This window comes from Pseudooceanicola spongiae (assembly GCF_014899185.1).
Classification (GTDB): domain Bacteria; phylum Pseudomonadota; class Alphaproteobacteria; order Rhodobacterales; family Rhodobacteraceae; genus Pseudooceanicola; species Pseudooceanicola spongiae.
Map to the genome: position 1 here is coordinate 1,831,786 of NZ_CP045201.1, position 19,008 is coordinate 1,850,793.

Below are 19,008 nucleotides of genomic sequence, written 5' to 3' on the forward strand. Positions count from 1 at the left end.
GCATGCGCAGACAGAGTCCTAAATGCAATTTGATCAATTCCGCACGTTCCGTGTTGCCGCCGCTGACCTCAACGGCCAGATGCGGGGCAAACGTGTGCCCCAGTCCGCCTATGCCAAGCTTGATATCGAAGGCTCGCGGATGCCGCTTTCCGTCCTCAACGTCGATATCTGGGGCGCGGACATCGAAGATTCGCCGCTGGTGTTCGCCTCGGGCGACGAAGATGGCGTGCTGAAACCGACCGAGCATGGCCCGGTGCCGATGCCCTGGCTCGACAGCCCCTCCGCCCTTGTGCCGATGTGGATGTTCCACGACGATGGCCGCCCCTTCGCCGGTGATCCGCGCCACGCCCTGCGCCGGGTGCTGGACCGCTACGCCGAGCGCGGCTGGACCGTGCAGGCCGCCGTCGAGATGGAGTTCTATCTTGTCGACGACACCGGCCACCAGCTCTCTGCGCCGCAAAACCCGATCTCGGGTCGCCCGGTGTTCGGCAACGCGATCCTGTCGATCCGCCAGCTGGATGCCTTCGATGCCTTCCTGACCGACCTCTACGAGGCCTGCGACGCCATGGATATCCCGGCGGACTCGGCCTCCTCCGAAGCGGGTCTGGGGCAGTTCGAGATCAACCTCGCGCACCGCGATGCGATGGCCGCCGCAGATGACGCCTGGCTGTTCAAAAGCCTCGTCCGTGGCATGGCGCGGCGTCACGACATGGCCGCGACCTTCATGGCCAAGCCCTTCCCCAATGACGCCGGCAACGGCATGCATGTGCACTTTTCCGTGCTGGACGAAGACGGCAACAACATCTTCGACGATGGCGGCCCCAAGGGCACCGAGCTGCTGCGCAACGCCGTCGCGGGCTGTATCGCGGGGATGCCGGGCGGCACGCTGCTCTGGGCGCCGCATGGCAATTCCTACGCCCGCTTCGCGCCCGGGGCCCACGCCCCCACCAGCGCCTGCTGGGCCTATGAGAACCGCACCGCCGCGATCCGCATTCCCTCCGGCCCGCACCGCGCGCGCCGCATCGAACACCGCGTCGCTTGTGGTGACATCAACCCCTACCTGACGCTCTCAGCCATCCTCGGCTCCGCGCTGGCAGGGATCGAGGACGGCCTGCAACCCTCCGAGCCGATCACAGGCAACGCCTATGACCTCGACCTGCCCGGCATCATGCCCGACTGGGCCAGTGCCATCGACCGGTTCGAGATCGACCCCGTCATGGCGCGCATCTTCACGCCCGAGCTGATCCAGAACCTGACCATGACGAAACGGCAGGAGGTCCGCCGACTGGCCGAACTGCCCCCGGAAGAGCACTGGATGGTCTACCTGGAAACGGTCTGAGGCGGTACCGCCCTTCTGCCATGCAGCAGGGCGGGCCGCGATCCCCGGCACAGGGCCTGACACCTCCCGGCCCTTGCCGCCTGTTCTCCGCTCCTCTACCCTCAGCACGACAAACATCGGTGTTTTATGAAAATCGGCATCCTGCAGACCGGCCACGCGCCAGACGAGATCCGCGACGCGATCGGCGACTACCCGAAACTGTTCACCCAGCTGCTCGACGGCAACGGCTTCACCTTTGAAACCTTTCCCGTCGTCGACGGCGTCTTTCCCGACAGCGCCACCACCTGCGATGGCTGGCTGATCACCGGCTCGCGCCACGGCGCCTATGAAGATCACGCATGGATCCCCCCACTTGAAGATCTGATCCGCGAGATCCGCGACACCGGTCGCCCACTGGTCGGCGTCTGCTTCGGCCACCAGATCATCGCCCAGGCCCTCGGCGGCAAGGTCGAGAAATTCTCCGGTGGCTGGTCGGTAGGTGCGACCCGCTATACGGGCGACGCTGGTGACGTGACGCTGAACGCCTGGCACCAGGATCAGGTGACGCAGGTGCCCGAGGGCGCGCGCGTCGTCGCCTCCTCGCCGTTCTGCGAAAACGCAGCGCTGCTTTATGGCGACAAGATCTACACCGTGCAGGCCCATCCCGAATTCACCGCCCCCGTCGTCGCCTCGCTGCTCGCCACCCGCGCGCCCGGTGTCGTGCCCCCCGATCTGATCGATGCCGCACACAGCGCCGTCGACACCCCCACCACGGCCCAGGCCGAGGCCGATCGCATGGCCGCCCTCTTCAAAGGATCGCAAAATGACAGCTGAATGGACCAAGCAGATCCCGCAGTCGGCCCAGGAATACCTGGAAAACCGCCGTCTGGACGAGGTTGAATGCATCATCTCCGACCTGCCCGGCATCGCCCGTGGCAAGGCCGTTCCCGCCACCAAGTTCACCCGGCAGAAATACTTCCACCTGCCGAACTCGATCTTCTTCCAGACCATCACAGGCGACTGGTCCGATGCCGCCGGGGCCGAGGGCTTCACCGAACCGGACATGATCCTCAAGCCCGACTACTCCACCGCCACCGCCGCCCCCTGGACCGGCGACTGGACGCTGCAGATCATCCACGACGCCTACGACCGCAAGGATCAGCCGATCCCCTTTTCGCCGCGCAACGTGCTGAAACGGGTCTGCAAACTCTACGAAGATCAGGGCTGGAAACCGATCGTCGCGCCGGAGATGGAGTTCTACCTCGTCGCGCGCAACATCGACCCGGCCAAGCCGATCGAGCCGATGATGGGCCGCTCGGGCCGCCCCGCCGCCGCCCGTCAGGCCTATTCGATGACCGCCGTGGATGAATTCGGCCCCGTGATCGACGACATCTACGACTTCGCCGAAGCGCAAGGGTTCGAGATCGACGGCATCACCCAGGAAGGCGGCGCCGGCCAGCTTGAGATCAACCTGCGCCACGGCAGCCCTGTCAAGCTCGCGGACGAAGTGTTCTACTTCAAGCGCCTGATCCGCGAAGCCGCCCTGCGCCACGATTGTTTCGCCACCTTCATGGCCAAACCCATCGCGGGCGAGCCCGGCTCGGCCATGCACATCCACCACTCGGTGATGGATATCGAAACCGGCAAGAACATCTTCACCGGCCCCGCAGGCGGCGAAACCGACGCCTTCTTCACCTTCATCGGCGGCCTGCAGAAACACCTCCCCGAGGCGATCCCCCTGCTGGCGCCCTACGTCAATTCCTACCGCCGCTACGTCAAGGACCATGCCGCCCCGATCAACCTCGAATGGGGTCGCGACAACCGCACCACCGGCATCCGCGTGCCGATCTCCGACACCGAGGCGCGCCGGATCGAAAACCGCGTCGCCGGCATGGATTGCAACCCCTACCTCGGCATCGCCGCCTCGCTGGCCGCCGGCTACCTCGGCCTGATGAACGAGGAACGCCCCAGCAAGCAGTTCCGCGGCGACGCCTATGAGGGCGAGGGCGACTTCCCCCGCACCCTCGGCGAAGCGCTCGACGTGATGGACGGCGCCACCGCCCTGGGCGAGGTCCTCGGCCCGGAATTCCTGCGCGTCTACTCCATCGTGAAACGCACCGAGTACGAGGAATTCCTCAACGTGATCTCCCCGTGGGAACGCGAACACCTCCTCCTCAACGCCTGACGACACCAAAGCCGCGCGCCCCCTCCTTTCGCGCGCGGCTCCCCCGTCATCTTGCCCCAAATACTTTCGCCGAAGGCCCCACCCGCCCAAAAGGCACAGGAGGCCCCAAAATCCGAAAGCCCTCATGAAGCTCCTCTACGCCAACGACACCAAGGGCGCCTACCCGCCCAGCTGGTACGCCGCCACCGCCCCCCAGCTCGCCCCCTTCCCCGCGCTCGACCGTGACATCCGCGCTGATGTCGCGATCGTCGGCGGCGGCTACACCGGCCTCTCTGCGGCCCTTCACGCTGCCGAAGCGGGCCTCTCCGTGGTCCTGCTTGAGGCACAGCGCGTCGGTTTCGGTGCCTCGGGGCGCAACGGCGGCCAGCTCGGCTCCGGCCAGCGCCCCTATCAGGACGACCTGGAAAAATGGCTCGGCCCCGAGGATGCCGCCAAACTCTGGCACCTGGGCGAAGACGCCAAGAGCCTCGTCACCTCCCTGATCGCAAAACACGATATCGAGGCCGAGCTGAAACCCGGCGTCGCCTGGGTCGGCTGCTCCGCCTCGGACGCCAAACACCTGCACGACTACGCCGACCTGCTGCAAAGCCGCTACGGCTATACCCAGATGGAGCGTCTCGACGCCACGGCCTCCAACGCCCTCTGCCCCTCACCCGCCTATGACGGCGGCATCCTCGATCACGGGGCCGCGCATCTGCACCCGCTGAAATTCGCCCTCGGCCTCGCCCGCGCCGCCCGCGACGCCGGGGCGCAGATCTTTGAGACCTCCGAGGTGCTCTACCTCACCCCCGGCCAGCCCGCGACGCTGAAAACCGCCACCGGCACCGTCACCGCCGACCATGTCCTGCTGGCTGGCAACGGCTACATGACGCCTCTGCACCGCGAACCCGCGCGCCGCGTCATGCCGATCAACAACTTCATCGCCGTCACCGAGCCGCTCGGCGACGAAGCCCTGCGCGTGCTGACCCGCGATGTCGCCATCGCCGACAGCAAGTTCGTGGTGAACTACTTCCGCCTGACCCCGGACAAGCGCCTGCTCTTCGGGGGCGGCGAAAGCTATGGCTACCGCTTCCCCGAAGACATCGCCGCCAAGGTCCGCAAACCGATGACCGAGATCTTCCCGCACCTGAAGGACATCCGCATCGACTACGCCTGGGGCGGCACCCTCGGCATCACCATGAAGCGCGCGCCCTTCTTCGCCCGGCTGGCGCCGAACATCCTGACGGCCTCGGGGTACTCCGGCCACGGCCTCGGCACGGCGACCCACGCCGGTCAGCTGATGGCCCTCGCCGTTCAAGGGCAGGCGGCGGGCTTTGACACCATGTCCCGCATGCCCGCGCCCGCCTTTCCCGGCGGCCCGGCGATGCGCGCGCCGCTGCTGGTGCTGGCGATGAGCTGGTTTGCCCTGCGTGACCGCCTCGGGGTGTGACACGCGGCCCCGATCCCACCTCCCTTGGACAGGGGCCGGGGCGCCGTCACTCTGCGCCCTCCGCAATGAACGCCTGCAAACGCGCGCCCTCCAGACGGAAATAGACCTTCTCCTCCACCCGCGCGGCCCCAATCCGGTCATAAAACGCCAGCGCCCGAGGGTTGCTCGTCTCCGCCGTCCAGTCAAAACGGATGCACCCCCGTGCTGCGGCGACCCCGCCCAGATGCGCCATCAGCCGCCGCCCCAGATTGCGCGACCGCGCGTTCCCCGACACGAACAAATCCTTCATATACAGCGTCCCGCGTCCCTCTGGCCCCGGATAGACCACCGCAAAGGTGGCAAAGCCCACGGCTTCCTCCCCGACAAAGGCGACCACGGTCTCGACCGAGCGCGCCCCCGCCCCCAGCAGCGCCTGCGCGGCCTGCGCACCCCCGGCGCCTGTGCCGAAGTAATGCTGCATGCACTCCTGCATGATCATGGTCAGGGGGCCAATGTCGCCTTGGGCCGCAGCGCGAATGGTCAACTCATCAGTCATGGCAGTCTCCAGTTGTCACGCCGCGCGCATAGCTCTGAGGCCACCCCCGCCACAAGCCCAAACAGGCCCGCAACGGACAGTCCCAGCCCTAAGCCCCAAACGCCTGCTTTCCCCGCCGTTACACAGATTTCATTTTGCATTGCCCGCCATTTCGTTTAACTTTTCCGAATGACACTTTCAGGAAAGCCGAAGACAATGACACTGCCGCCGAATGTCTATGACGCCGAACCGATCCCCGAAGCCGCCCGTGCCGAGATCGAGCGGCTGCTGACCTCCGGCGACCTCTTCCGCTACACCGCCCCCGAAAACTCTCCCGTCACCCTGCTCGAAACCGAATTTGCCGAGATGATGGGCGCGCGCTTCGCCCTCGCGGTTTCCTCCTGCTCGGCCGCGCTGTTCCTGTCGCTGAAAGCGCTGAACCTGCCGCGCGGTGCCCGCGTGATGATCCCCGGCTTCACCTTCGCCGCTGTCCCCTCCTCCATCGTGCACGCCGACTGCGTGCCCGTCCTCTGCGAAGTCGGTGACAACTACCGCATCGACATCGCCGATTTCACCGCCCGCCTCGACGATGTGCAGGCGGTGATCATCTCGCACATGCGCGGCCATACCTCTGACATGGACGCGATCATGGCGCTCTGCGATGCCCGCGATATTCCGGTGATCGAAGATGCGGCCCACTCCCTCGGCACCACCTGGGCCGGTCGCAACATCGGCACCATCGGCCGCATCGGATGTTTCTCGTTCCAGAGCTACAAGATGATCAACTCCGGCGAAGGCGGCATCCTCGTCACCGACGACGCCGAGCTGGTCGCCCGCGCCATCATCATGTCCGGCGCCTATGAGCATATGTGGAAAAAGCACAAAGCCCGCCGTGGCGAAAACTCCGACGAACTGGTCCGCGCGCTCGAACGCTGGCAAAATCAGCTGCCCCTCTACAACCTGCGCCTGTCGAACATGTCCGCGACCATAGCGCGGGCCCAACTGCCCGAAGTCGCCCGCCGCATCCGCGATGGCCGCCGCAACCACGACCACACGGCAGCCCGCATCTCGACCAGCCCCTGGATCGACGTCCCCGCGAAACTCGCTCCCGAAGAGCGCGCGCCCGACAGCCTGCAGTTCAACCTGACAGGCCTCACGGACGAAGAAACACTGGCCTTCCAGGCCGCTGCTGCCCGCTACGGTATCAAGGTCCAGGTTTTCGGCATGTCCACCGACAACGCCCGCGCCTTCTGGAACTGGCAGTTCATCGAAGACCTGCCCGAGCTGCCAAAAACCCGCGCCATGCTGATGCGTGCCTGCGACTGCCGCCTGCCCGCCCGCCTCACTCTGTCCGATTGCGACATGATCGCCGACGCCCTGATCTCGGCCGCCGCCGACGTCATGACCCCGGCCGAGGCCGCTTACGGCACCTGAGCGGCCCAAACGCCTTCGTTGCGACCCGTCAATCTCCCGCACGCCTCCGGCGGAAGTATTTTCAGCAAGATGACAGGGAGCCGTGGCTCTATATCATCTTGCGAAAAGTACTTCGGGGGAGGCCGAAGGCCGGGGGCAGCGCCCCTTCAGTCGTTGCAACTGTTTGCAAAGGGATCTTCGGGGTATCCGACACTCGCCAGATAAAGCCCATGCGGCGGGCTGACCGGCCCGCAGGCCGCGCGATCGCGCGCCGCAAGCGCCTTGGCAACGTCCTCTGGCTCCCAAGCGCCGACGCCGACTTTTTCCAGCGTGCCGACGATGGAGCGGACCTGATTGTGAAGGAAGCTGCGGGCCCGCACATAGAGGCGCATTTCAGGGCCTGAGGCGCCCTCGAACTCCTCGATGCGGATTTCGTCCAGCGTCTTCATCGGGCTTTTCGCCTGGCAGATCGTGCTGCGGAATGTCGTGAAATCGTGGTGGCCGATCAGCTCTGCCGCGCCCGCGCGCATGCGCTCGATATCCAGCGGTCGTTTGACCTGCCAGACCAGCCCGGCCTCATGCGTCACCGGCGGGCGGCGCATCACGATACGGAACATGTAGCGCCGTTCCTTGGCTGAGAAGCGGGCATGCCAGTCCTCGGCCACCTGCGCCACATCCACCAGCGCCACCGGGTGCGGTTTGAGGTGGAAGTTCACGGCCTCCTGCAGGCGAAAGGGAGCCCAGTTCCGGGTGGTTTCGCAATGGGCGACCTGACCAAGCGCATGCACTCCGGCGTCTGTGCGCCCGGCGGCGACGATCTGATGCTCACCCACTTCCAGCCGATCCAGCGCGATCTCGATCGCGCGCTGTACCGAGGGCAGCTCGGCCTGCTTTTGCCAGCCGGAGAAGGGCGCGCCGTTATATTCAATTTTCAGGGCATATCTGGGCATGTCGGGCATCTACTGAATACGCGGGGCACGGGCAATCCCTTCCTGTGCCGCCACACAACCTTGGAAATGGGCCGCGTCCCGTCTATCTATTGTCCAAACCCCTTGGCGCGCAGGAAAAAGCATTTGGCATTTGGCATTACCTCGCTGACCGACGGTGTCACCCGGCAGATCGAAACTGTCAGCGACACGCTGTCCGAGGCCTTCTTCGAACCCGTCATCCGCCTCGGCGTGACCGGCATGGCGCGGGCGGGCAAGACAGTGTTCATCACCTCGCTGGTGGCCAACCTGCTGAACCGCTCGCGTATGCCGCAGCTGCTGGCCGAGGCTGACAACCGGATCCTTGCCGCCTATCTACAGCCCCAACCCGACGACACGCTGGCGCGCTTTGACTATGAGGCGCACCTCGCCGCCCTGACCGGCCCTGCGCCGCACTGGCCCGAGAGCACCCGCACCATCTCTGAGCTGCGTCTGTCGTTCCGCGTGCGCCCCGCCGGTCTGATCGCGGGTCTGTCGGGGCCGCGCACAGTGCACCTCGACATCATCGACTATCCCGGGGAATGGCTGCTCGACCTGCCGCTGATGGACAAGACCTACGCCCAGTGGTCCTCCGAAGTGCTGGGCCGCATGGACAAGCGCCCCTATGCCGACGCCTTTCGCGCCGAGGTCGGGGCAACCACAGCCACAGACGCCTGGGAGGAAACGCAGGCCCAGGCGCTGGCCCGCAGCTATACCGCTTACCTGCGCCAGGCCCGGGTTGAGGGCATGTCCGACGTCACACCGGGACGCTTCTTGCTGCCGGGTGAAATGGAGGGCTCTCCCGTTCTCACCTTCGCCCCTCTTCCCCCGCAGGACAGCGCCCCACGCAAGAGCCTCTGGCGCGAGATGGAGCGGCGCTTTGAGGCGTATAAATCCCGCGTCGTGAAGCCCTTCTTCCAGCAGCATTTCGCCCGCATCGACCGTCAGGTCGTGCTGGTCGATGCGCTGTCGGCGATCCATGCCGGGCCTGCTGCCGTGGACGACCTGAACCGGGGGCTGGAGGGGATCCTGTCGGCCTTCCGCCCGGGGCGCAACGCATGGCTGTCGCGTCTGCTGCTGGGCAAACGGGTGGAAAAGATCCTCTTCGCCGCCACCAAGGCCGACCACCTGCACCACACCCAGCACGCCCGCCTGACCGCGATCATGGAGGCGCTGGTCGCCAATGCCGTCTCTCGCGCCGATTTCGCCGGCGCCAAGACGCAGGCCATGTCCATCGCCTCGCTGCGCGCCACGGTCGAGGAAACCATCCGCCATGAGGGCAACGCCTTGCAGGCGGTGCGCGGGCGGCTGCTCTCGACCGGCAAACAGGCCGCAATGTATCCCGGAGAGCTGCCCGAAGACCCCAGCCGCATCACCCGTGGCCACCTCGCGAGTGATCGCTGGCTGGAGGAGGATTATGCCATCATGTCCTTCGCCCCGGCAGCGATTTCGCTGAAACCCGGCGAAGGCCCGCCCCATATCCGCCTTGACCGGGCGGCGCAGTTCCTGATCGGCGACCGGCTGTGATTGCGCAGACCTTTGACGCGGCCCCACCGCAGAGCGATGCCATCCGGCCCGCCCGCCTGCGCGATGTCCCCGCCCTCGCCCGGGTGCTATGGAGCTTCACGCGCGCCACTGAGTGGATGCCACAGGTGCGCCGCCCCAGCATGGACCTCGCGCTGATGGCACGCCTCGTGCTGCGCGGCTCGGTCCGCCTGATCCGCGACGACGCTGGCCCCTGCGCCTTCATCGCGCGTGAGGGAGAGCTGGTCCTCGCCCTCTATGTCCATGCCCGCGCCCGCCGCTGCGGCCATGGCCATGCCCTGCTGGCCGAGGCCAAGCGCCAGAGCGACAGCCTCGGCCTCTGGACCCCGCAGGAGAGCCACAGCGCCCGCCACTTCTACGCCGCAGAGGGGTTTTCGACCGCCGCCTACGGCGATGGCAGCAGCAACGACGAAGCCCTGCCGGACGTTTTCATGATCTGGCACACCCCACAGACCCGCAGGCAGGACCCGGCATGACCGACACCCCCGATCACCCAACGCCGCCGCGCGCCAAAGGCCCGGTGCTGATCGAATACGGCGCCGAGGATACGATCCCCGGCCCCGACGCCGCCCCTCCGGTGCCCGAAAGCGAGCCCGGCTATGGCACGCGCGGCACTGCCATGCGCACCGCCGTGATCCTCGCCGCGCGCAAACCCTCCCGGCTCGCACGCTGGTTCTGGTCGCTGCTGGTGGCGCTGATCGGCGTGGTGATCTCGACCATGGCGTGGAGCTTCGTCATCGGTCTGGTCACCACCACCCCCTGGCTCGGCTATACCGTCGCCGCCCTGATCGCCGCCTTCCTGCTGGTCGTGCTGGCCATTGTCATAAAAGAGCTGACGGCCTTCGCCCGCCTGTCGCGCATGGACCACCTTCACGCGCAGGCCACCGAGGCCGCCGCCCTCGACGACCTCGCCAAGGCACGCGAGTTCTCCAAAAACCTCACCGCTCTTTATGCCACTCGCCCTGAGCTGAAATGGCACGTCGAGCGCCTGTCCGAGCGGCGCGACGAACAATTCGACGCCAGCGCTCTGCTGTCGTTGACCGAGGCTGAACTGCTCGCCCCCCTCGACATCGCCGCGCGTCGTGAGGTCGAAGCCGCCGCGCGTCAGGTCGCCACGGTCACCGCGCTCGTCCCCCTGGCCTTCGCCGATGTCGCGGCCGCCCTCAGCTCCAACATCCGCATGATCCGCCGCATCGCCGAGGTCTACGGAGGCCGCTCCGGCACCCTTGGCAGCTGGCGCCTGCTGCGCGCGGTGATGTCCCACCTCGTCGCGACGGGCGCCGTGGCCATGGGCGATGACATGCTGCACTCGGTCCTTGGCGGCAATCTCCTCGCCCGCCTGTCGCGCCGCTTTGGCGAAGGCGTGGTCAACGGCGCCCTCACCGCCCGCGTCGGCGTCGCCGCGATGGAGGTCTGCCGCCCCATGCCCTTCGCCAAGGGCCGCCGCCCGAAGGTCACCTCGATCATCCAGACCGCGCTGGCCGGATTGTTCTCAAAGGACGAGAGCAAAGGGACATAGGCATCCAAGTCGAAGCTGGTGGAACGCCGCCAACGCCTCCGGCGGGAGTATAAAAGCAAGAAGAAGGGATTTGTTTATCATCTTCGGCGAGCATGCTGCCACGGTACAGGTGGAGACCAATGACCGTGCAAGGAGAAGGCCCCTGACAGCCCGCATTCTCGCCGGCCAGTCAGGGGCTGATGCTCCTAACTTCTTCTTGCTAATATACTCCCGCCGGAGGCATCCAACAGCGACCCCCGGTGCAACATCCGATCTTCATGCCCAGCCCTGACCTCTGGACGCTGCACCCTCCCCGGCGTATAAGCCCGCCATGATGACACGTACCTTCGCACTCATCATTCGAATTACCGGCCCGGCGCTCTCAAACTGAGCCGCCGGGACAAGGCGTATGGACAGACCGCGCCGCCCCCCTCTTCCTGACATTTCGACATGAGAGAACGGATCGCCAAAGATGTGCGCCGACACGCCAGAGACAACCGCTGACACCCCGGACTACAAGTCCACGCTGAACCTGCCGAAAACCGATTTCCCGATGCGCGCCGGCCTGCCCAAGCGCGAGCCCGAGTGGCTGACCCGCTGGGAACAGATCGGCGTCTATGATCGCCTGCGCGAAAAGACCGGCCGCACGCCCTTCACGCTGCATGACGGCCCTCCCTACGCCAACGGGCATCTGCACATCGGGCACGCGCTGAACAAGACCATCAAGGACATGATCGTGCGCTCGCACCAGATGATGGGCCATGATGCGCGCTATGTGCCGGGCTGGGATTGCCACGGTCTGCCGATCGAATGGAAGATCGAGGAACAGTATCGCGCCAAGGGCAAGAACAAGGACGAGGTGCCGGTCGTCGACTTCCGTCAGGAATGCCGCCGCTTTGCCGAAGGCTGGGTCGATATCCAGCGCGAGGAATTCAAGCGCCTCGGGATCACCGGCAACTGGGCCGATCCTTACCTGACGATGAACTTCCACGCCGAACGTGTCATCGCCGAGGAATTCATGAAGTTCCTGATGAACGGCACGCTCTATCAGGGCTCCAAGCCCGTGATGTGGTCGCCGGTCGAGAAGACCGCGCTGGCCGAGGCCGAGGTCGAATATCACGACAAGGAAAGCCCGACGATCTGGGTCAAGTTCAAGGTTGTTGGCACGGGTGACGCCACGCTCGACGACGCCTATGTCGTGATCTGGACCACCACCCCTTGGACCATGCCGTCGAACAAGGCCGTCGTTTACGGCGCCGAGATCTCCTATGGTCTCTATGAGATCACGGGCCGTCCCGAGGAATGCTGGGTCAGCATCGGCGATCGCTACCTGCTGGCCGACAATCTGGCCGCCGATGTGCTGAGCCGCGCGCGTCTAGACGACACCATGTACCGCCGTCTCTGCGATGTGACGCCGGACGATCTGGCGAAGATCTCGCTCACCCACCCGTTCCACGGCGCCGAGGGCGGCATGGGCGAATGGGACGATATCCGCGATTTCCGCGCCGCGCCCTTCGTCACCGACACCGAGGGCACAGGCTTCGTGCATTGCGCGCCGTCGCACGGGATGGAGGAGTATGAGCTCTATCGCGATCTCGGCATGCTGGAGCAGGTTATCACCTACAACGTGATGGACGACGGCTCGTTCCGCGAAAGCCTGCCGTTCTTCGGCGGCAAGATGATCCTGAAGCCGAACGGCAAGGAAGGCGACGCCAACAGCGCCGTCATCGCCAAGCTGGTCGAGGTTGGCGGCCTGCTGGCGCGCGGCAAGATCAAGCACTCCTACCCCCACTCCTGGCGCTCCAAGGCGCCGATCATCTATCGCAACACCCCGCAGTGGTTCGCCGCCATCGACAAGCCTGCGGGCGGCAACGACACCCACGGCACCACGATCCGCGAACGCGCCCTGACCTCGATCGACCAGCTGGTGAAGTTCACCCCGCAGTCGGGTCGCAACCGCCTGTATTCGATGATCGAATCCCGCCCCGACTGGGTGCTGTCGCGGCAACGCGCCTGGGGCGTGCCCCTGACCTGCTTCGTCAAGAAGGGCGCTCTGCCGACCGATCCCGACTATCTGCTGCGCGACGACGCCGTCAACGCCCGCATCACCGAGGCCTTCGAGGCCGAGGGCGCCGACGTCTGGTATGCCCCCGGCGCCAAGGAACGCTTCATCGGCACCGCGGCCGACGCGGCCGCCTATGAGCAGGTCTTCGACGTGCTCGACGTCTGGTTCGACAGCGGCTCAACCCACGCTTTCGTGCTGCGTGACCGGGCTGACGGCACCGAAGACGGCATCGCCGATGTCTATATGGAGGGCACCGACCAGCACCGTGGCTGGTTCCACTCCTCCCTGCTCGAGGCCTGCGGCACCCTTGGCCGCGCGCCCTATCGCAACGTCGTCACCCATGGCTTTACGCTGGATGCCAAGGGCAACAAGATGTCGAAATCCGTCGGCAATACCATCGTGCCGGAGAAGATCGTCCAGCAATATGGCGCAGATATCCTGCGCCTCTGGGTTGCCCAGACCGACTATACCGCCGATCAGCGCATCGGGGACGAGATCCTGAAGGGCACCGCCGACAGCTACCGCCGGCTGCGCAACACCATGCGTTTCCTGCTCGGCAGCCTAGGCGATTTCCGCGAGGAAGACCGCATCGCCCCCGCCGATATGCCCGAACTGGAACGCTGGGTGCTGCACCGCCTGTCCGAGCTCGACGAGGTCGTGCGCACCGGCTACCGCGCCTTCGACTTTCAGGCGACCTTCCAGGCGGTGTTCAACTTCGCCACGGTCGAGCTGTCGGCCTTCTACTTCGACATCCGCAAGGACGCGCTCTATTGCGACGGCGACACACTCAGGGCCAAATCGGCGCGCACCGTGCTCGACCTGCTGTTCCACCGCCTGACCAGCTGGCTGGCACCGATCCTGGTCTTCACGATGGAGGAGGTCTGGCTTGAGCGGTTCCCCGGCGACACCAGCTCGATCCACCTGACCGACTTCCCCGAGACCCCGTCCGACTGGCGCGACCCTGCGCTGGCCGCGAAATGGGCGAAGGTCCGTCAGGCCCGCCGCGTCGTCACCGCCGCGCTGGAACTGCAGCGGGTCGAAAAGGTCATCGGTGCCTCGCTTGAGGCCGCGCCGGTGGTGCATGTCGACGATGCCGAGACTCTGGCTGCGCTGAAGTCCGTCGCGTTTGAGGATGTCTGCATCACCTCAGACCTCAGCCTGACCGCCGATCCGGCCCCGGACGAGGCTTTCCGTATGCCCGATATCCCGGGCATCGGTGTGGTCTTCGAAATGGCAGAGGGCGAGAAATGCCAGCGCTGCTGGAAGATCCTGCCCGACGTGAACACCCATGCCCACGCCGGTGTCTGTGCGCGCTGCGACGACGCGCTCAGCTGACAGCACGATGCGACCATGACGAAACCCCCGGCAGTCCTTGCGACTGTCGGGGGTTTTGCGTTTTGAAGGATTGCTCTCGGCTGTTCAGGCGGGCTGGCTGACCTTCGGTTCTACCAGCGTCGCCAGTTGCTGAATAAGTGCGTAAATTTGAAAGGCGTTACCCGCCCCGCCGCCCGACCGGCTGGCCTGTGTCACAAGGCCCTGAAACAGGCTCACCGGATCGATATTGGGCGCGGCGGCTTTTTCGTCATGCCGCGATTTCGTCTCAGTGGGCTGCTTCGCGCCTTCATACTGCGCCAGGGCCTCGGCCACCCGATCGTGGCCTCCCCCCGCGTTGGGCGGGGGCTTGTCCGGTGAGCGGCCCGGCAGCGGCAAGGCCATCAGGCCAACAGCCTCCATCGAGGACAGTGACTCAACCGGGGGCACCAGCGCGTTGACGCTGCTCACCGAGGTTGCATCGGGGTCCGCCGTCGCCACATGGGCGCGCGCCTCGACCGGCGCCACGAAGCGAACAGAAGTTTGCATTTCGATCATGTCACCGGCTCCCTTCACACAGCTGATCACGTATTTTCAGTCTGCCGTTCAAAAGTGACTGAAACCTTAAGATGGAGTCTGAATCCGGGTTGCACACCGCTGCGATCTCGGGTCCATGCAACCTTCTGCTCATAAATGTCGCAGAGAAATTTACCTTTACCCCCATGCCGCAGCGCGGCGCGCGCGCAGCCTTCATCTGCGCCAATCCCGCTGCGCTCCGAAATATCGCCGACCGGATACCGACGTGATACCGACCGGATACCGACATGAAAATCTGGCCAGAATACCTCGCCTGATTCGCGTTAAGAAAGCTACTGATGCCGACTGCCTGCCTCGACACCCCGACCGGCCCGATCCGTTTGACCGAGGAGGAGGACGCCATCACCCGCCTGTCCTGGTGCGACCGAACCGCCCCGCCCGAGGCCTCGGACGAGACGCCTCTGCTGCAGGAGGCGATGCAGCAACTGCGCGACTACTTCAGCGGGGCGCGGCGCAGCTTCGACCTGCCTCTGCGCGTCTCGGGACCTGAGCTGCAGCGCGCCGTCTGCGCCAGGCTGCAGAATATTCCCTACGGCGAAACAATGACTTACGGCGACATCGGCCGCCTGCTGGAGCGACCGGCACGCGCCATCGGGCAGGCCTGTGGTGGCAACCCGATCCCGATCATTATCCCCTGTCACCGCGTCCTTGCCACCCGCGGTCTGGGCGGCTTTTCAGGACAGGGCGGCATCGAAACCAAGGTCGCCCTGCTGCGGCTTGAAGGCGCGGCCTCTCTGCTGATCTGACAGGCCGCCAAAACGAAAAATGCCCGCGCCAATGCGCAGGCATTTCCCTATCTTCTCAATGCCTTACGAAGGATCAGGTGACGGCTGCCAGCTTTGCCTTGGTGTTGGTTTTCTTGCCGGCGTTCTGATCGATGAACTCCAGCACCAGCGGCCGGATATTGTTGCGCCAGGACGAACCGGCGAAAATACCGTAGTGCCCGGCGCCCGGCTCAAGGTGGTTGGCCTTCTTGCTGTCGTCCAGACCGGTCAGCAGAGCCAATGCCGCAACGCATTGACCTGGCGCAGAAATATCGTCCTTCTCGCCCTCGACGGTCTTCACGGCCACGTCGGTGATCTTGCCGATATCGACCTGGTGGCCGTTGATGGTGAAGGTGTTGCTGGCGATCTCGGAGTTCTTGAAAATCCGCTCGACGGTCGAGAGGTAGAACTCCGCGGTCATGTCCATCACCGCAAGGTATTCATCATAAAAGCGATTGTGCTGATCCTGATCCGATGCTTCGCCGCGCGCGACCTTGAAGATCTGCTCGTTGAAGGCCTTGGCGTGACGATCCGCATTCATCGAGATGAACGAGCTCAGTTGCAGCAAGCCGGGGTAAACCTTGCGGCCGATCCCCTTGTGATTCATGCCAACCCGTTGAATCATCGAGCTTTCCAACTGGCCCATGCTGACACGGTTGCCGAAATCGGTGACTTCGGTCGGGGTCGCGTCGGGGTCGATCGGACCGCCGATCAGCGTCAGAGTGCTGGGCTGGGACTCGGGGAAAATCTCGGCGAGATAGGCCGTGGCAGCCAGCGTCAGCGGTGCCGGCTGACAGACGGCGATCACGTTGATCTCCGGCCCCAATTCCTTCATGAAATCAACCAGATAGAGGGTATAGTCCTCAATGTCGAACTTGCCTTCGCTGACCGGAATGTCGCGCGCATTGTGCCAGTCGGTGATATAGACTTCGCAATCGGGCAGCAGGGACACGACGGTCGAGCGCAACAGCGTCGCGTAATGGCCGGACATCGGGGCGACCAGAAGCACCTTGCGGGCTTTCTCGGCACGGTCCTGGACGCGGAAATGGATCAGGTCGCCGAAGGGGCGCGTGATCACAGGCTCGACGCTGACCAGATGGTCGCGGCCGTCTTCGCAGGGCACCGAATGAATGCCCCAGTCCGGTTTGACGACCATGCGCTTGAAAGCCCGCTCGGTCACTTCGCCCCAGGCCGACATCATGGTCAGCATCGGGTTCGAGACAAGGGCAAACGCTGGATACGATGCAAAGCTATGGGCCGACGCGCCCATCCATTGCTGGGTATTGCGCATGGTCTCCATAAGATCGTAGCTTGCCATAAAGCGCATAGGCGTCTCCTTTTTGCGGGGCAAAACCCGGCGGTTAGGTCACATGGGCATGGCACAAAGGCGGTAGTGAGACTCATCCAACGGCCGGGATCGCCACATGCTGCACAGCAGAAAATAGAGGGGAATCGTTAACATGACAACACAAGAGACAGTTGGCGACGTGACGAATTCGACTGAAAACCTCGAAAAACTCAACGAAAACCTCGCGAGAGTGGACGCTCTCACGCAGAGATTTCTTGCTGCACTACAGCAAAAACAACCCGCGCGGCAGGAACTGAATGGCCCGGATCCATCGCTGTTCTCCAAGGCCGCCGGCGCCTACTGGAGCGAGATGCTGCAGAATCCGGCGCGAATCTTTGAGCATCAGCTGGAATACTGGGGCAACTCGGTGAAGCATTTTCTTGAAGCCCAGCAAGCGCTTGCGGCGGGAAAACTGCAGGCTCCCGCCGATCCCGGGCCGGATGATCCGCGGTTTCGCAACCCGATGTGGAAGACGCATCCCTACTTCAACTACATCAAGCAGCAGTACCAGTTGAATGCCAGCGCCGTCGCCAAGGCCGTTGAAGACGCCGAGGGGATGGACGCGGTCGAAAAGGCCCGTCTGACCTATTTTGCCCGCCAGATTGTCGATCTGATGGCGCCGACCAATTTTCTGGCGACCAACCCCGATGCCCTAGAACGCGCCATTGCAACCGAGGGCGAAAGCCTCGTGAAGGGGCTGGAAAACCTCGTCGCGGATCTTGAGCATAACAATGGCGAACTGCTGGTCCGACTGGCCGATGACAGTGCCTTCAAGCTAGGAGAAAACGTCGCCACAGCCGAGGGCGAGGTGGTCTATCGCAACCGCATGATCGAGCTGATCCAGTATGCCCCGACCACGGAGAAGGTGCATGCGACGCCGCTGATCATCTTTCCGCCATGGATCAATAAATTCTACATTCTTGATCTGAAAGAGAAAAACTCTCTGATCCGTTGGATCACCGAACAGGGCTTCACGCTTTTTGTCGTGTCCTGGGTCAATCCTGATGCCAGCTACCGCGATGTCGGGCTGGAGGACTACATCGAGGAGGGCTACCTGGCCGCGATCGAGCAGGTCAAGCAGATCACTGCGCAAAAGCAGGTCAACACCATCGGCTACTGCATCGGCGGCACGACTTTGCATCTGGTTCTGGCGCTGCTGAAAAAGCGCAAGGACACCTCGATCAAATCTGCCACATTCTTTACCACCCTGACTGATTTCGCCGATCAGGGCGACTTCACGCCCTTCCTGCAGAATGATTTCATCGACGGGATCGAAGCGGACGTGGCCGAAGTTGGCATGCTGCGCAGTCACATCATGTCGCGGACGTTTTCCTTCCTGCGCTCCAACGACCTCGTCTATCAGCCCGCGATCCGCTCCTACATGCTTGGCGAGGCGCCGCCAGCCTTCGATCTGCTCTACTGGAACGGCGACGGCACCAACCTGCCCGCGCGCATGGCCGTTCAATATCTGCGGCGACTGTGTCAGGGGAACGAGTTTACGACCACCGGCATGGATCTGCTGGGCGAGCATCTGCATGTCAGTGACGTCAGCATTCCGATCTGCGCCATCACCTGCGAAACGGATCATATCGCCGCCTGGCGCACCGCCTATCGTGGCTTCATGCAGACAAAATCCAAGGACCGCACCTTTATCATGTCGCAATCCGGGCACATCGCCGGGATCGTCAATCCGCCGTCGAAAAAGAAGTACGGGCACTACACCAATGCCGACCTTCCCGAGACGGCGCAGGATTGGATTGACGGTGCGACCTTCACCGACGGCTCCTGGTGGCCGGTCTGGGGCGCATGGCTGGCCAAGAAATCCGGTGCCATGGTTGCGGCCAGATCGCCCGGTGATTCGACCCATCCTCCGCTTTGCCCCGCCCCCGGAACTTACGTAGCGGCACCGCTTCCCAAGTGATCCAGAGCGTATCTACCTAGGATTGTAGGATTTTTCTGCGGCGCAGAAAAAACACTTGATTTGCTGCGCTGCAGCATCCATATTCAGGGCAACGCAAAGATAGCGGGTCACACACAAAACCCGTCACCAAGAAGA

General features: G+C 64.2%; 15 protein-coding genes. 11 read left to right on the forward strand and 4 right to left on the reverse strand.

The features are described from left to right. Positions 1-22 precede the first annotated feature (22 nt). The 4 genes from F3W81_RS08680 (at position 23) to F3W81_RS08695 (ending at position 4,932) form a co-directional block, all read left to right on the forward strand. Positions 23-1,339 (forward strand): glutamine synthetase family protein, encoded by a 1,317-nt coding sequence (locus F3W81_RS08680; protein WP_193083196.1) that lies wholly within the window; start codon positions 23-25, stop codon positions 1,337-1,339. Positions 1,340-1,465: 126 nt separating this feature from the next. Beyond that, positions 1,466-2,152 carry a type 1 glutamine amidotransferase gene (locus F3W81_RS08685; RefSeq protein WP_193083197.1) on the forward strand — a complete coding sequence of 229 codons (687 nt, stop codon included), beginning with the start codon at positions 1,466-1,468 and terminating at the stop codon, positions 2,150-2,152. Beyond that, positions 2,142-3,503: a glutamine synthetase family protein gene (locus tag F3W81_RS08690; RefSeq protein WP_193083198.1), complete on the forward strand. Its 1,362-nt coding sequence runs from the start codon at positions 2,142-2,144 to the stop codon at positions 3,501-3,503. The genes F3W81_RS08685 and F3W81_RS08690 overlap by 11 nt, the downstream gene beginning before the upstream one ends. 124 nt (positions 3,504-3,627) lie before the next feature. After that, the gene (locus tag F3W81_RS08695) at positions 3,628-4,932 is read left to right on the forward strand and encodes an NAD(P)/FAD-dependent oxidoreductase (RefSeq protein ID WP_193083199.1); all 1,305 of its coding nucleotides are present in this window, start codon (positions 3,628-3,630) and stop codon (positions 4,930-4,932) included. A gap of 46 nt (positions 4,933-4,978) precedes the next feature. Here the strand turns inward: F3W81_RS08695 and F3W81_RS08700 are convergent, their stop codons facing one another. Further along, the gene (locus F3W81_RS08700) at positions 4,979-5,467 is read right to left on the reverse strand and encodes a GNAT family N-acetyltransferase (RefSeq protein WP_193083200.1); all 489 of its coding nucleotides are present in this window, start codon (positions 5,465-5,467) and stop codon (positions 4,979-4,981) included. Positions 5,468-5,662: 195 nt separating this feature from the next. Between F3W81_RS08700 and F3W81_RS08705 the strand changes: the two genes are divergently transcribed. Further along, positions 5,663-6,880, forward strand: coding sequence for a DegT/DnrJ/EryC1/StrS family aminotransferase (locus tag F3W81_RS08705; protein ID WP_193083201.1), 1,218 nt, complete (start codon positions 5,663-5,665; stop codon positions 6,878-6,880). 146 nt (positions 6,881-7,026) lie between these two features. On the opposite strand, the gene truA is transcribed toward F3W81_RS08705, so the two are convergent. Then, entirely contained in the window at positions 7,027-7,809 is a 783-nt protein-coding gene (gene truA, locus F3W81_RS08710) for a tRNA pseudouridine(38-40) synthase TruA (protein WP_193083202.1), read from the reverse strand. Between the two features lie 123 nt (positions 7,810-7,932). On the opposite strand from truA, the gene F3W81_RS08715 reads away from it, so the two are divergent. The 4 genes from F3W81_RS08715 (at position 7,933) to ileS (ending at position 14,267) form a co-directional block, all read left to right on the forward strand. Continuing rightward, a complete protein-coding gene (locus F3W81_RS08715; RefSeq protein WP_226941921.1) occupies positions 7,933-9,351 on the forward strand; it encodes a YcjX family GTP-binding protein in 1,419 nt (472 codons plus the stop codon). Continuing rightward, complete coding sequence (locus tag F3W81_RS08720) at positions 9,348-9,845, forward strand: GNAT family N-acetyltransferase (protein WP_193083204.1); 498 nt, start codon at positions 9,348-9,350, stop codon at positions 9,843-9,845. The genes F3W81_RS08715 and F3W81_RS08720 overlap by 4 nt, the downstream gene beginning before the upstream one ends. Then, positions 9,842-10,888, forward strand: coding sequence for a YcjF family protein (locus tag F3W81_RS08725; RefSeq protein ID WP_193083205.1), 1,047 nt, complete (start codon positions 9,842-9,844; stop codon positions 10,886-10,888). The genes F3W81_RS08720 and F3W81_RS08725 overlap by 4 nt, the downstream gene beginning before the upstream one ends. A 451-nt stretch (positions 10,889-11,339) precedes the next feature. Further along, positions 11,340-14,267, forward strand: a complete 2,928-nt coding sequence (gene ileS, locus F3W81_RS08730; protein WP_193083206.1) for an isoleucine--tRNA ligase — start codon at positions 11,340-11,342, stop codon at positions 14,265-14,267. 84 nt (positions 14,268-14,351) lie between these two features. Here ileS and F3W81_RS08735 read toward each other — a convergent pair whose 3' ends face one another. After that, a complete protein-coding gene (locus tag F3W81_RS08735) occupies positions 14,352-14,801 on the reverse strand; it encodes a hypothetical protein (protein ID WP_193083207.1) in 450 nt (149 codons plus the stop codon). 317 nt (positions 14,802-15,118) lie between these two features. Between F3W81_RS08735 and F3W81_RS08740 the strand changes: the two genes are divergently transcribed. Next, complete coding sequence (locus F3W81_RS08740) at positions 15,119-15,586, forward strand: methylated-DNA--[protein]-cysteine S-methyltransferase (RefSeq protein WP_193083208.1); 468 nt, start codon at positions 15,119-15,121, stop codon at positions 15,584-15,586. Between the two features lie 73 nt (positions 15,587-15,659). Here the strand turns inward: F3W81_RS08740 and phaZ are convergent, their stop codons facing one another. After that, positions 15,660-16,931 (reverse strand): polyhydroxyalkanoate depolymerase, encoded by a 1,272-nt coding sequence (phaZ, locus tag F3W81_RS08745; protein WP_193083209.1) that lies wholly within the window; start codon positions 16,929-16,931, stop codon positions 15,660-15,662. Between the two features lie 133 nt (positions 16,932-17,064). Here phaZ and F3W81_RS08750 point away from each other — a divergent pair, with 133 nt between their 5' ends. Next, on the forward strand, positions 17,065-18,873 hold the full coding sequence (locus F3W81_RS08750) for a PHA/PHB synthase family protein (RefSeq protein ID WP_193083210.1): 1,809 nt from the start codon (positions 17,065-17,067) through the stop codon (positions 18,871-18,873). Positions 18,874-19,008 lie beyond the last annotated feature (135 nt).